Source organism: Burkholderia sp. JKS000303 (genome assembly GCF_002563755.1).
GTDB classification, from domain to species: Bacteria; Pseudomonadota; Gammaproteobacteria; order Burkholderiales; family Burkholderiaceae; genus Burkholderia; species Burkholderia anthina_B.
Window position 1 is genome coordinate 1,037,463 of record NZ_PDBZ01000003.1, and the last position, 13,231, is coordinate 1,050,693.

Annotated in this window: 12 protein-coding genes and 1 tRNA gene; 6 read left to right on the forward strand and 7 right to left on the reverse strand. The window is 68.5% G+C overall.

Annotated elements, in window-relative coordinates:
* Positions 1–46 precede the first annotated feature (46 nt).
* Positions 47–715 (forward strand): O-methyltransferase, encoded by a 669-nt coding sequence (locus BX604_RS32645; RefSeq protein WP_098554905.1) that lies wholly within the window; start codon positions 47–49, stop codon positions 713–715.
* Positions 716–734: 19 nt separating this feature from the next.
* Here BX604_RS32645 and BX604_RS32650 read toward each other — a convergent pair whose 3' ends face one another.
* From BX604_RS32650 to BX604_RS32665, 4 genes are all read right to left on the reverse strand, one after another.
* A complete protein-coding gene (locus BX604_RS32650) occupies positions 735–1,889 on the reverse strand; it encodes a DUF1176 domain-containing protein (protein WP_098554906.1) in 1,155 nt (384 codons plus the stop codon).
* Between the two features lie 221 nt (positions 1,890–2,110).
* A complete protein-coding gene (locus tag BX604_RS32655) occupies positions 2,111–3,334 on the reverse strand; it encodes an RtcB family protein (RefSeq protein WP_098554907.1) in 1,224 nt (407 codons plus the stop codon).
* An 88-nt stretch (positions 3,335–3,422) separates the two neighbouring features.
* On the reverse strand, positions 3,423–4,562 hold the full coding sequence (locus BX604_RS32660; protein WP_098555224.1) for a slipin family protein: 1,140 nt from the start codon (positions 4,560–4,562) through the stop codon (positions 3,423–3,425).
* 255 nt (positions 4,563–4,817) lie between these two features.
* Positions 4,818–4,889: transfer RNA gene (locus BX604_RS32665), tRNA-Cys, on the reverse strand.
* A gap of 336 nt (positions 4,890–5,225) precedes the next feature.
* On the opposite strand from BX604_RS32665, the gene rtcR reads away from it, so the two are divergent.
* Positions 5,226–6,836 carry an RNA repair transcriptional activator RtcR gene (gene rtcR / locus BX604_RS32670; RefSeq protein WP_098554908.1) on the forward strand — a complete coding sequence of 537 codons (1,611 nt, stop codon included), beginning with the start codon at positions 5,226–5,228 and terminating at the stop codon, positions 6,834–6,836.
* A gap of 36 nt (positions 6,837–6,872) precedes the next feature.
* Here the strand turns inward: rtcR and BX604_RS32675 are convergent, their stop codons facing one another.
* Entirely contained in the window at positions 6,873–7,634 is a 762-nt protein-coding gene (locus tag BX604_RS32675; RefSeq protein WP_098554909.1) for a class I SAM-dependent methyltransferase, read from the reverse strand.
* 13 nt (positions 7,635–7,647) lie between these two features.
* Positions 7,648–8,274, reverse strand: coding sequence for a LysE family translocator (locus BX604_RS32680; protein ID WP_098554910.1), 627 nt, complete (start codon positions 8,272–8,274; stop codon positions 7,648–7,650).
* Positions 8,275–8,460: 186 nt separating this feature from the next.
* Here BX604_RS32680 and BX604_RS32685 point away from each other — a divergent pair, with 186 nt between their 5' ends.
* From BX604_RS32685 to BX604_RS32695, 3 genes are all read left to right on the forward strand, one after another.
* Positions 8,461–9,261, forward strand: a complete 801-nt coding sequence (locus BX604_RS32685) for an AraC family transcriptional regulator (RefSeq protein WP_098554911.1) — start codon at positions 8,461–8,463, stop codon at positions 9,259–9,261.
* Between the two features lie 99 nt (positions 9,262–9,360).
* Positions 9,361–9,780 (forward strand): ATP--cob(I)alamin adenosyltransferase, encoded by a 420-nt coding sequence (locus tag BX604_RS32690; protein WP_098554912.1) that lies wholly within the window; start codon positions 9,361–9,363, stop codon positions 9,778–9,780.
* A 100-nt stretch (positions 9,781–9,880) separates the two neighbouring features.
* Positions 9,881–10,885 (forward strand): LysR family transcriptional regulator, encoded by a 1,005-nt coding sequence (locus BX604_RS32695; protein ID WP_098554913.1) that lies wholly within the window; start codon positions 9,881–9,883, stop codon positions 10,883–10,885.
* A gap of 212 nt (positions 10,886–11,097) precedes the next feature.
* Here BX604_RS32695 and BX604_RS32700 read toward each other — a convergent pair whose 3' ends face one another.
* A complete protein-coding gene (locus BX604_RS32700; RefSeq protein ID WP_098554914.1) occupies positions 11,098–12,006 on the reverse strand; it encodes a LysR substrate-binding domain-containing protein in 909 nt (302 codons plus the stop codon).
* 108 nt (positions 12,007–12,114) lie between these two features.
* Here BX604_RS32700 and BX604_RS32705 point away from each other — a divergent pair, with 108 nt between their 5' ends.
* On the forward strand, positions 12,115–13,197 hold the full coding sequence (locus BX604_RS32705) for a tartrate dehydrogenase (protein ID WP_098554915.1): 1,083 nt from the start codon (positions 12,115–12,117) through the stop codon (positions 13,195–13,197).
* The last annotated feature ends 34 nt before the right edge of the window (positions 13,198–13,231 follow it).

Sequence of the window (13,231 nt, forward strand, 5' to 3'; positions counted from 1 at the left end):
GACGCATAAAATGCCTTTTCCACGAACAACAGGCAGAGGGTGCGCGATGGATCAGGATCGGTGGAACACGGTGGATGCGTATTTTTCGGCGACGCTCGTGCCGTCCGACGACGCGCTCGACGCCGCGCTCGCGGCGAGCGACGCGGCCGGGCTGCCCGCGATCAACGTCGCGCCGAACCAGGGCAAGCTGCTGCAGCTGCTCGCGACGATCCGCGGCGCGCGGCGCATCCTCGAGGTCGGCACGCTCGGCGGCTACAGCACGATCTGGCTCGCGCGCGCGTTGCCGCCGGGCGGGCAGCTCGTCACGCTCGAGCTGAATCCCGACCATGCGAAGGTCGCGACGCAGAACATCGCGCACGCCGGGTTCGCGAGCGTCGTGTCGGTGATCGTCGGCAGCGCGAAGGACAGCCTCGCTCGGCTCGTCGATGCGGGCGTGGCACCGTTCGACTTCATCTTCATCGACGCGGACAAGGACAACAACGCCGTTTACCTGGACGCCGCGCTGAAGCTGTCGCGGCCGGGCACGGTGATCGTCGTCGACAACGTCGTGCGGGGCGGGCGCGTTGCCGATCAGGGCAATCACGAGCCGGACGTCGTGGGTGTGCGCGACGGGTTCGCACGGCTCGTCGCGGCGCCGAACGTCACGACGACCGCCGTGCAGACGGTCGGGCTCAAGGGCTGGGACGGGTTCTCGATCTCGATCGTCGGCGCGTGAGCGAGCCGACGCCGGTGCATCAGCGCGGGTTGTCGGTCGAACCGGCCGTCCGATACAGCCGCGGCCACTGATCCTGGAACAGCCCGTTGCACGCGCCGTGCATCGCGACGTCGCTCAGCACGAAGCGCTTGCCGTCGAACACCCACGACGCGCTCGACCCGCAATCGCCGGCGCTGCGCACGCGATCGAGGCTCGACAGCATCGCATGCGCGGAATCGTAGCCCGCTTCGGTCAGCTGGTTCGCGAACGACGCCGGGTCGAGCCCCGCACTCGCGTGTTCGCCGAAGTCCATCGGCGCCGGTGCATACGGTGCGCTGCGATGCACGCGATACCACAGGTCCGTATGGTTGTACGCGCTGCTCGTCTGGCACGGGATCGACACGATTGCATCGGTGGCCGAGATCGCGATGGCCGATGCGTTCTTGCGGCGCGCCTGCGTCGACATTTCGTCGCCGGCATCGGCCGCGCAACGCTTCACGCTGCCGCCGAACTTGTCGAACACCGCGTCGACGAGCGGGCGCTGTTCGGCGGGCGTGAGATCGGCCACGCGCGGCGCCGGAACGGGCGCGGGCGGCAGCGTCGGCGCGGCGGGCACCGCCGATGCGGGTTTGGCGCCCTTGCGCAGCAGCGCGGTGACCGTGCCGATGCGGCCCTGCGTGTCGTCGATCAGCAGCAGCGCGGCATTGAGCCCCGAGAGCGAAACACGCGGCGTCTGCGTGTCGGCGGGGTCGCCGAAACTGAGCACCTGTGCGTTGTGCGACATCGTCAGCCATGCGTCGACCGTCGTCGGATCGCTGGTGCGGATATGGAACGGATAGACGTCGTCGTCTTCGTCGCCTGTTTTGGCGACCGCATGCCACTCGGCCTGCACGGCGTCGAACGGTTGACCGTCCGCGCGCGCGGTGCGCAGATCGAGCGGCGCCGACGCGAAGATCTCCAGCGACGGCTGCGCATCGGGGCCGGCGTCGCGCGTGAGCCGCACGATCATGCTGGTGCGGGTGTCGTCGATGTCGTCGTTGCCGCCCTCGGCGACGCAGCCATTCGCGTTGTCGCAGACGACCGACCAGTTCTTGAAATCGCGCGCGACCGGATGTTGCGCGGGGTCGCGTGCGGCAGCGGACAGCGACGCGGTGAGCAGGATGACAGCGACAGCAAGCGGGAGATGACGAAACATGACGGTTCGTATCGGTGATGACGGGGAGTAGGGCGGACGTCCGGTTGCAAGCGCATCGTAAGCGCGCGATGCGGATCGAGCGCGGCCGGACAGCATCGAGTATACCGCTGCTGCGGCAGTGAACCGTGCGATGGCGATTGAACGCGCGTGCAAAGAGAAACGGCGCGATGCCTGCAAGCATCGCGCCGTTCGTTGGTGAAGGGGTGCACACGCCGCACCCGCTACCCTTTCACGCACACCACCTGACGCAGCGTGTGCACCACTTCGACGAGGCTGCGCTGCGCCGCCATTACCGCGTCGATGTCCTTGTAGGCCATCGGGATTTCGTCGACGACGCCCGCGTCCTTCCGGCATTCGACGCCTCGCGTCGCGTTCACCTGGTCGTCGACCGTGAAGCGGCGCTTCGCTTCGGTCCGGCTCATCGCGCGGCCGGCGCCGTGGCTGCACGAACAGAAGCTCTCCGGATTGCCGAGCCCGCGCACGATGAAGCTCTTCGCGCCCATCGAGCCCGGAATGATCCCGAGTTGCCCCTTTTGCGCGGACACCGCGCCCTTGCGGGTCACGAGCACGTCCTCGCCGAAGTGGCGTTCGCGCTGCACGTAGTTGTGGTGGCAGTTCACCGCGTGTTCGTCGACCCCGAACGGCTTGGCGATCGCATGGCGCGCCGCGCCGATCACCGCATCCATCATCGCCTGCCGGTTGCGGCGCGCGTAGTCCTGCGCCCAGCCGACCGCTTCGACGTAATCGTCGAAGTGCCGGCTGCCCTCGTTGAAATACGCGAGGTTGCGATCCGGCAGGTTCGCGATGTGCTGTCGCATGTCGGCCTGCGCGAGCTCGATGAACAGGCTGCCGATCGCGTTGCCGACGCCGCGCGAGCCGCTGTGCAGCATGAACCACACGCGATCGGCTTCGTCGATGCACACTTCGATGAAGTGGTTGCCGGTGCCGAGCGTGCCCAGATGCGCGTAGTGGTTTGTCTTCTCCAGCTTCGGATACTTGTCGACGATCCGCTGAAAGCCCGGCAGCAGCGACTTCCAGGCATCCGTCACGGCGGCCGGCGTGCGATCGCCCCACGCGCCCGGATCGCGGCGGCCCGGCACGCGGCCATGCGGCACCGCGCGTTCGATCGCGCTGCGCAGCCCGCCGAGCGCGTCCGGCAGATCGGCGGCGCTCAGCGTCGTGCGCGCGGCCATCATCCCGCAGCCGATGTCGACACCCACTGCCGCCGGGATGATCGCGCCCTTCGTCGGGATCACGCTGCCGATCGTCGAGCCCTTGCCGAGGTGCACGTCCGGCATCACCGCGACGTGCCGGAAGATGAACGGCATCTGCGCGGTGTTGCGCAATTGCGTGCGCGCGTCGTCCTCGACGGCGACGCCTTGCGTCCACATCTTCACCGGCTTGCCGTTCGCCAGTTCCATCACTTGATAATCGTCGTTACGCATTGGTTTCACCATTCGTTCATGCGTCCGGCGCGGCGGCCATGCGCCGCGCCGTTTCATCCAGTTTCGTATGCTGCGTGCGCTTCGTGCATCAGGCGCCCTTGATGCTGACGAGTCCGTTCAGCACCTGATCGAGACCGCCGAACACCGAGATGCGGTCGATCCGTTCCGCGACGCGCTCGAGCGTTTCCAGCTCCTTGAGCCGCAGCGCGGTCGGGTTCTCTTCCATCACCTTCGCGGTGTTCAGCAGCGAGCGGGTCGCCGCCGTTTCCTCGCAGCGGCGGATCACGTTCGCCTGCGCGGCCTTTTCGGCTTCGACCACCTGCGCGAGGATCGTCTTCATGTCGCCCGGCAGCACGATATCCTTCACGCCGACGCTGCGCACCTCCACGCCCGATTGCGCGAGGCGGGTGCGCACCTGCGCGATCACGACGTCGTCGAGCGCCTGCTTGTCCTCCAGCAGTTCATCGAGCGAACGCGTGCCGACGGCCGCGCGCAGGGCGAACTGCAGCTCGCGATACAGATGTTCGAGCGGCTTCTGCAGCTGGCCGAACGCATGCAGCACGTCCGCATAGCGCCACGTCGCCGACAGGTTCAGCCGCAGCGCGACCTTGTCGCGCGTCAGGATTTCCTGCCCCGCGACTTCGAGCGGCTGCAGGCGCAGGTCGACCAGCTCGACCGCCACGTCGCGGTTGAAGCGCCAGAACGCCGTGACGCCCGGGTCCAGCAGCCGCTCGATCTTGCCGTCGATCTTCAGCACGCCGACGTGATACGCCGGCACCTGCGCGAGCAGCACGCCCGTCAGCCCCGCCACGCCGCGCGCACGCAGCGCCGGTTGCGCGATGCGCTTCGCGAGCGCGGCCGGCAGCATGCTGTCCTGCGCGAGATCGACGCGCTCCAGACGGTGCGCGATCAGGCCGCGCCAGTACAGCCGGCGCGTGCCCGGCGGCAGGATCTCGACGAGCACGTCGTCTTCGTAGCGCAGGCCCGCTTCGTCGTCGGCCAGGTCCATCGCGACGAAGTATCGCGCGAGCACGTCCGGTGCGTCGTGACGCAGGTAGTCGGCCAACGCGGCGTCGGCAAGCGGCGCGTCGAGACGCGCGGTCTGCACCGACAGACGCTTGAACGGATCGAAGGCCGTGAACACGCCCGGTTCCAGCACCTTCACGAAATCGCCCTCATTCATCAGCAGCGCGCGTTCGTTCTTTTTCACAACATGACGCTTCCACATATTCTTGTCCTTTTCTTCAATGACCGCCGGACGACACGCATCGTACGGATCGGGGTGCGACGCGATCGGGCGGGCGGCGCGTTGGCGGCGCTGCAGCACGCGGCGACGCATCCTGCATGGCGTCGTCGTGTGCATTCGCGCGGGCCGTCCGGCCGCCCGGCCGAGCACGCGGAACCGCAACCGGTTCGACGCGCGGCGGGCCTGTCGGCCCGCGCCGGCGGGTACTGCTTTCATCAGAGATTGTCCTTGCGGACAACGTTCGGACGGGATTCGAACCCGCCACACACCGGCTTGCGCCGGCTGCTCTACCTGTTGAGCTACCGAACAGTGGGCGCCCCGGGATTCGAACCCGGACGAAGCTGCCTCGCGCGCCCCTTTGCCTTCGTCTGTCCATGGCGGCATGCACTGCCGCAACGAACGAGGTTCGGCGGCGGCGCACCAGCAGGGCTTGGTGAACCCTGGCTCGCGGGCCAGCGGGACATCCGGCGCCTTCTATTTAGCGAGGAGCGTGCCAACGCATGGCGTGGCGCACGAAAATTCTGGCAAACCATTGAAATAAAAGGATGATTTTTTATTTCGAGGCCGCGGGCGAAGCGGGCGGTGCTGTCGCGTCACCACGGAATCCGGATACAATCGGATCGGCTTTTATCCCATGAGATAAACATGCGCAAAACCGTCGCCATCGGCTTTCTCGGCACCGTGCTCGACCAGGGCGGCCGCGCGCCGCGCCGTTACCGCAAGTGGCGGCCGACCGTGTCGCTCTGCCTGCAACCGGATCTCGCGATCGACCGCCTCGAATTGCTGCACCCGCCGGGTTACACGCGCCTTGCCCAGCAGGTGCGCGACGATCTCGCGGAACTGTCGCCGCATACCGACGTCCGGCTCACGCCGGTCACGATCCACGATCCGTGGGATTTCGAGGAGGTCTACGCGACGCTGCACGACTACGCGCGCGCGTATCCGTTCGATCTCGACCACGAGGATTACCTGGTCCACATCACGACCGGCACGCACGTCGCGCAGATCTGCTGGTTCCTGCTCGCGGAAGCGCGCTACCTGCCCGCGCGCCTCGTGCAAACCGGGCCGCCGCAGCAGACCGACGAAGGGCCGAGCGGGCCGGGCACGGTGTCGGTGATCGATCTCGACCTGTCGCGCTACAACCGGATCGCGCAGCGCTTCACGCACGAGCGCGACGAGACGGTGTCGTTCCTGAAGGCCGGCATCGCGACGCGCAACGCGCGCTTCAACGGGCTGATCGAGCAACTGGAGCGCGTGGCCGTGCGCTCGCGCGCGCCGATGCTGCTCGTCGGCCCGACGGGCGCCGGCAAGTCGTTTCTCGCGAAACGCGTGTACGAACTGAAGCGCGGCCGCCATCGGCTCGCGGGCCCGTTCATCGAGATCAACTGCGCGACGCTGCGCGGCGACGCGGCGATGTCCACGCTGTTCGGACATGTGAAGGGCGCGTTTACCGGCGCGCAGTCCGCACGTGCGGGCCTGCTGCGCGCGGCGGACGGTGGCCTGCTGTTTCTCGACGAGATCGGCGAGCTCGGGCTCGACGAGCAGGCGATGCTGCTGAAGGCGATCGAGGAGAAGCGTTTTCTACCGGTCGGCGCGGACGTCGAGGCGACCAGCGATTTCGAACTGATCGCCGGCACGCATCGCGACCTGCGGCAGATGGTGGCGGCCGGCACGTTCCGCGAGGATCTGTATGCGCGGATCAACCTGTGGACTTACGAATTACCGGGGCTCGCCGAGCGCCGCGAGGACATCGAGCCGAACCTCGAATTCGAGCTCGATCGTTTCGGCCGCGAGCAGGGCGAGCAGGTGCGGTTCAACGTGGAAGCGAAGCGGCGCTACCTCGCGTTCGCCGCATCGCCGCGCGCGACGTGGGCCGGCAACTTCCGCGAACTGTCCGCATCGGTTACGCGGATGGCGACGCTTGCCGATGCCGGGCGGATTACCGAGGACATCGCCGAACAGGAGGTCGATCGCCTGACGCGCACGTGGTCGTCGCCGGGCGAGGGGCGCGAGTCGGACGCATGCGTCGCCGCGGTGTTCGGCGCGCGTGCGGTTGAACTCGACCTGTTCGACCGCGTGCAGCTCGAACGCGTGCTGGATGTGTGCCGCGTATCGGCGAGTTTGTCGGAGGCCGGGCGCACGCTGTTCGCGGTGTCGCGCCAGAGCAAGAGGCAGCCGAACGACGCGGACCGGTTGCGCAAGTATCTTGCGCGGTTCGGGCTCGATTGGGACGGTGTGCGGCAGGCGTTGGGATGAGTCGGGCGGCGGCGCGAGCGCGCTGCCTCAGCCCGTTCACGCGCGGCAGATCGCGATGATCTCCGCGCTTGCCGCGTCGTCGAACGGCGCGCCGTGCCAGTCGCCGCACCAGTCGGACGTGGAGAAGCCGGCGGCCGCGATGCGCGCCTGCAGATCGGCCTGCGCGACGAAGCGCAGCCGGCTTGCGTTCGTCACCTGCATATCGTCGCGATGAAATCGGTAGACCGTATCGAACGACACGATCGGGCCGTCGATCGCGGTCACTGCGTGGTGGAGTTCGACCACGCCGAACTCGGGCGAAGCGACACGGCATGCTGACGCTTGCGGGTTCCACGCATGCCACGGCTCGGCACGTGGATTACGCGTGTCGAACAGGAAGCGGCCGCCGTCGGCCAGCACGCGCCGCACGTCGCGCAGCGTCGCGTCGATTTCGGCATCGGTCAGCAGGCACTGGAACGCGTGCCCGGTCATCACGACGGCATCGAACGACGCGCCCGGCGGCAGGCCGTCGAGATCGCACGCGAGCCAGCGCACCGCGTCGGCGCCGGGTTGGCGTCGCGCATGGTCGATCATCGCCGGTGCGGGATCGATTGCGACGACGTCATGCCCGGCCGCCGCGAGCCGGCGCGCGAAGGTGCCGGTGCCGCAGCCGAGATCGAGAATCCGTTGCCGTGCAGTGCCGATGCGCGACGCGTAGAACGTGAAGTCGCGATCGCCCGCGTTGAACAGGTCGTAGACCGCGACGAGGCGCGGGTCGGTATAGAGGACTTCGCCTGCGGGCGCGGCGCGGGACGTCATGCGCGCGTTCGCGTCAGCGCTGCTGCACCGCCACCCGCAGCCCGAGCGCGATGAAGATCGTGCCGATGATCTTCCCCTGCCAGCGCGTGAGCCATGCGAGCCGCTTCACGAGGCGGCCGAGCGGGCGGATCGAGCATGCGATCAGCGTCGTGTAGAGCGAGCTGAGCACGACGAAGATCAGCCCGAGCACCGCGAACTGCACGAACGACGAGCCGCGCTCCGGATGCACGAACTGCGGCATGAACGCCAGGAAGAACAGCGCGGTCTTCGGGTTCAGCACTTCGGCGGGAATCGCCTGCAGATAGGCCTTCAGCGGCGTGACGGGCGCCACCTTCGGCAGCGACGGATCGGACGGCCGGTCGAGCAGCGCGCGCACGCCGAGGTAGATCAGGTACGCGGCGCCCACCAGCTTCACGACGTTGAACGCGAGCGCCGACGTCATCAGCAGCGCGGACAACCCGACGGCCGCGAACAGCGTATGCACGAAATCGCCGCTCGCGACGCCGAGCCCGGTCAGGATGCCGGTCTTGCGCCCGCCCTGCACGGTCCGGCTCAGCACGAGCAGCACGGCGGGGCCGGGGATCAGGAACAGGCCCAGGACGACGGCGATGAAGGTGGTCAGCGTGGTCAGGTCGAACATGGCGGCTCCGGCAAGGTTGGCGCGGCGGCGGGGGATCGAGGCATTGTATTCGGATCGGCGCGGGGCTGCAGACGCCGGCCGGGAACCGCGCGGCCGCGCCTTTCTGGTATAAGCACGAATAAGCCCGAACAGGCACGACAAGGCCGCGCGGGCACGCCGTCCGGCCGCTTCCGACACCATCGCTTCATGCGCAACCTGCCCGCCGTTACCGATCCCGCTGCCGACGCCGACGTCTATCACGTGCCGCGTCCGCTCGTCGTGTTCGGCGGTTCGGTGGTCGAGCCCGAGTGGCGGCTCGAGCGGCACAGCCATCCGCAGGCGCAACTGCTGTACACGCTGAGCGGCGTCATCTATTGCGAGATCGAGGGCGGCGTGTGGAGCGCGCCGCCGCAATGCACCGTGTGGATTCCGGGCGGCGTCACGCATTCGGCGCGGGGCTCGGCTGGCGCGACGTTCTACGCGGTGCTGGTCGAGCCCGATGCGGCGCCCGCCCTGCCGGCGCGCTGCTGCACGCTCGGCATGTCGCCGCTGCTGCGCGAACTGCTGCTGAAGGCCGCGAGCTTCCCGAGCCTGTACGACGTCGATGGCCCGCAGGGGCGGTTGATGGCGACGCTGCTCGACGAACTCGTTGCCGCGCCGGTGGAGGACCTGTACCTGCCGATGCCGGCCGACCGCCGGCTGCGCAAGCTGATCGATCACCTGCTCGACGATCCCGCCGACAAGTCGCCGCTGCCCGAGCTCGCACGTCGCGCCGGCGTCAGCGAGCGCAGCCTCACGCGACTCGCCGTGAAGGAGCTCGGCATGAGCCTCGGCGACTGGCGCCGGCGGCTGCACGTCGCGCTGTCGCTGCGCATGCTGACGGCGGGCCGCCGCGTGCACCAGATCGCGATCGATCTCGGCTACGAGAGCGCGAGCAGCTTCGTGACGATGTTCCGCAAGGCGACCGGCAAGTCGCCGACCCAATACCTGACCGACCGGCAGCGCTGAGCGCGGTTGGCCGGATCGAACAAGCGGTTGGCCGGCACGAGAAATGACGGGACGGGCATCGACCCCTAACATGAGAATCATTCTCATCTGGAGGTCGACATGCAGATCGTCACGAATGAATTCCCGTTGGTGTGGTTGCGTTACGCGCGTTCGCCGTCGAGCGAGCCCGCGCACTTGCTGGCCGAACTCGATGCGTTGTTCGCGCGCCGGGAACGCTTCGTTTTACTGACCGATGATGCGCCGTCCGGCGACGATCACGATGCGCAGGATCACGAAATGCGCAAGCAGCTCGCGAAATGGAGCAAGGCGAATCGCGAGCGATCGCGCGAATGGATTCCAGCGATGATCGCGGTCGAACCCGATACGCAGCGGCGCGCGGCGCTCGATGCGTTTTCGGGCGCGTTCGAGAAGGTCTGGGGGTATCCGCTGAACGCGGCGGCGAATCGCGACGAGGCGCTCGCGCTGGCGCGGCAACTGCTCGCCGCGCCGGCGCCCGGGGCCGCGGCCGCGCACGACTGAACCGTTCGCCGCGCCGGCGGCGCGGCTTTCTCACCGACCGGCATGCGTCGCAGCGCGCTTCGCGCGCGCCGCGTCATGCCGCATTTCCCGGGAGTTTCCGGTGGACAATCCGATTCGCGCGATGCGCATCTTCACGCGCATCGTCGAGCTGAACAGCTTTACGCGCGCGGCGCACGCGCTCGGCATTTCGCGCGCAACCGCGACGCGCACCGTGCAGGAACTCGAGGCGGCGCTCGGCATGCCGTTGCTGGTGCGCACGACCCGCGCGTTGCGGGCAACGCCAGAGGGCGACGCGTATTACGAGCGGTGCCGGCGCATCACCGCGGACGTCGACGAACTCGAAGCGAGCCTGCGCAATGCCGCGCGGCATCCGAGCGGGCCGTTGCGCGTCGAGTTGCCGGGATCGGTGGCGGGCACGATCGTGCTGCCGGCGCTCGGCACGTTCCATGCGCGCCATCCCGAGCTCGTGCTGCTGCTGGGCGTGTCCGGGCGCGCGGCCGACCTGATCGGCGATGCGGTCGACTGCAGCATCCGGCTGGGTGCGCTGCCCGATTCGTCGCTGGTCGCGCGCCGGCTCGGCGTACTCGAACGCGTGACGTGCGCGAGCCCCGCGTATCTCGAACGCTGCGGCGTGCCGCGTTCGCTCGATGCACTCGGCGGGCATCGCGCGGTCAATGGCGCGTTCGCGTCGGGCCAGCGCGCGGCCGAACTCGAATTCGCGCTGGACGGCACGGTGCGCAAGATCCGGCTCGACAGCGTCGTCAGCGTCGACGACGAGCAGGCGTACCTGTCGTGCGGCGTGCATGGCCTCGGCTTGATCCAGCCGCCGCGCGTCGTCGCGCAGCCGCTGATCGACGCGGGGCAGTTGCGGGAAGTGTTGCCGCGCTGGCGGCCGGACGCGGTGCCGGTGTCGGCCGTCTATGCGAAGCGCCGGCACGTGTCGCCGGGCGTGCGCGCGTTCGTCGACTGGGCCGCGGAGCGTTTCGCGGATGCGGCGCAGGACGAGGCGGGCGTGAGCGTGCCCGGGGCAGCGGGGCGGCAGATGGCTGCGGCGGTCGCCGCGTGCGAGCCCGACGCAGACGGCAGGCTGGCGGCCGCGGCGTGATGGCGGTGCGGCGGGAGTGCGCTCCGTGGACTGGCGATTCGGGGGGAGTCGGCGGTGCGTTCGGCGGATGGGCAAATATTCCGGCGATTTTCGACCCATTCCGCTGAAATATCGGCATTCCACGGGCCGGCGCGTCGTTGGGCTGAATCAGTCGGGCCGATTGCGCACGGCGCCCCCGATTCGACGAAGTGCAGTGGCGTTCACCCCATCCGTCACCCGCCCAGTTCCCCCGCCAGAAACTCGACGAACGCGCGAATCCGCGTCGACATCTGATGCCGCTGCGCATACACCGCATAGATGTCGGCGCTCGGCGTTTCGTAGTCGGGCAGCACGGCGACTAGGCGTCCGTCGGCCAGATAGTCGCGGATGTCCCATTCCGCGCGCATCAGGATCCCGTGCCCGTCGAGCGCCCACTTCACCGCGATCTCGCCGTCGTTCGTCGTCAGGTTGCCGTTGATCCGCACGGCTTCGGCGTTGCGCGCCGCGCCGCGCCCGCTCGTCAGGCGCCAGATCCCGTAACCTTCGTCGCCCTGACGGATGCCGATGCAGTTGTGCCGCGTCAGCTCGTGCGGCGTGCCGGGCGTCCCATGCCGCGCGAGATACGCGGGCGCCGCGCACAGCAGCCGGCGATTCGGCGCGAGCCGCCGCGCGACGACGCGCGTGTCGGGCGGCTCGCCGAAGCGGATGCACACGTCGAACGCGTCGTCGGTCAGCGGCGGCGGCATCACCGACAGCTGCAGCTGCACCGACACCTCCGGATAACGCGCGACGAAGCGCGAGATCGCCGGCCCGACATGGCCGCGCCCGAAGCCGAGCGTCGCGTTCACGCGCAGCAGCCCCTTCGGCCGTTGCTTCGCGCTGCCGAGCAGTTCGCCCAGTTCGTCCATCTGATCGAGGATCCGGCGCGCGTAGTCGAGGTACACGTCGCCTTCGGGCGTGAGCATCATGCGCCGCGTCGTGCGGTTGACGAGCGTCACGCCCGCGCGCCGTTCCATCTGCGTGAGCCGCTTGCTGACGGCCGCCGCGGTCAGCCCGAGCTCGCGCGCGGCCGCGCTCAGGCTGCCCGACGCGGCCAGCGTCGAGAAGAAGCCGAGGTCGGCCGGCTGCACGGTATCCGCCATGACTGGATTCGTGAATTGAAGTTAAAGATGCTTTGAGTCTAGCACCGGTTACCGCACTTCTGGTTAGGTAAAGTGCATTCACGCTCACGATCAATCGAGGATGTCAGCATGAAGACCTACCGTATCGCGACCATTCCCGGCGACGGCATCGGCAAGGAAGTGGTGCCTGCGGCCAAGCAGGTGCTGGACGCGCTGGCTCGCGGCAGCGACCGCTTTGCGTTCGAGTTCGAGGATTTCGACTGGGGCGCCGACTACTACCGCCAGCATGGCGCGATGATGCCGGCCGACGGCCTGGACGCGCTGCGCGGCAAGGACGCGATCCTGTTCGGCTCGGCGGGCGACCCGGACGTGCCCGACCACGTGACGCTGTGGGGCCTGCGCCTGAAGATCTGCCAGGGCTTCGACCAGTACGCGAACGTGCGCCCGACGCGCATCCTGCCCGGCATCGACGCGCCGCTGAAACGCTGCGGCCCGGACGACCTGAACTGGGTGATCGTGCGCGAGAATTCGGAAGGCGAATACGCAGGCGTCGGCGGCCGCGTGCACCAGGGTCATCCGATCGAGGCCGCGACCGACGTGTCGATCCTCACGCGCGCCGGCGTCGAACGCATCATGCGCTTCGCGTTCCGCCTCGCGCAGTCGCGTCCGCGCAAGCTGCTGACCGTCATCACGAAGAGCAACGCGCAGCGTCACGCGATGGTGATGTGGGACGAGATCGCGAAGCAGATCGCGCAGGAATTCCCCGACGTCACGTGGGACAAGGAACTCGTCGATGCCGCGACCGCGCGCATGGTGAACCGCCCGGCGTCGCTCGACACGATCGTCGCGACGAACCTGCATGCGGACATCCTCAGCGATCTGGCCGCCGCGCTCGCCGGCAGCCTCGGCATCGCGCCGACCGGCAACATCGATCCCGAGCGCCGCTATCCGTCGATGTTCGAGCCGATCCACGGTTCCGCGTTCGACATCATGGGCAAGGGGCTCGCGAATCCGGTCGGCACGTTCTGGTCGGTGGTGATGCTGCTCGAGCATCTCGGCGAGACGGAAGCGGCCGCGCGCGTGATGCAGGCGATCGAGGCCGTCACGGCCGACCCGTCGCTGCATACGCGCGATCTCGGCGGCCGCGCGACGACCGCGCAGGTGACGGCGGCCGTCTGCGAACGCGTCGCGCACGCGACGGTCGCTGCCTGACGGCAACGCGGCGGGCGACGATCGCCCGCCACCA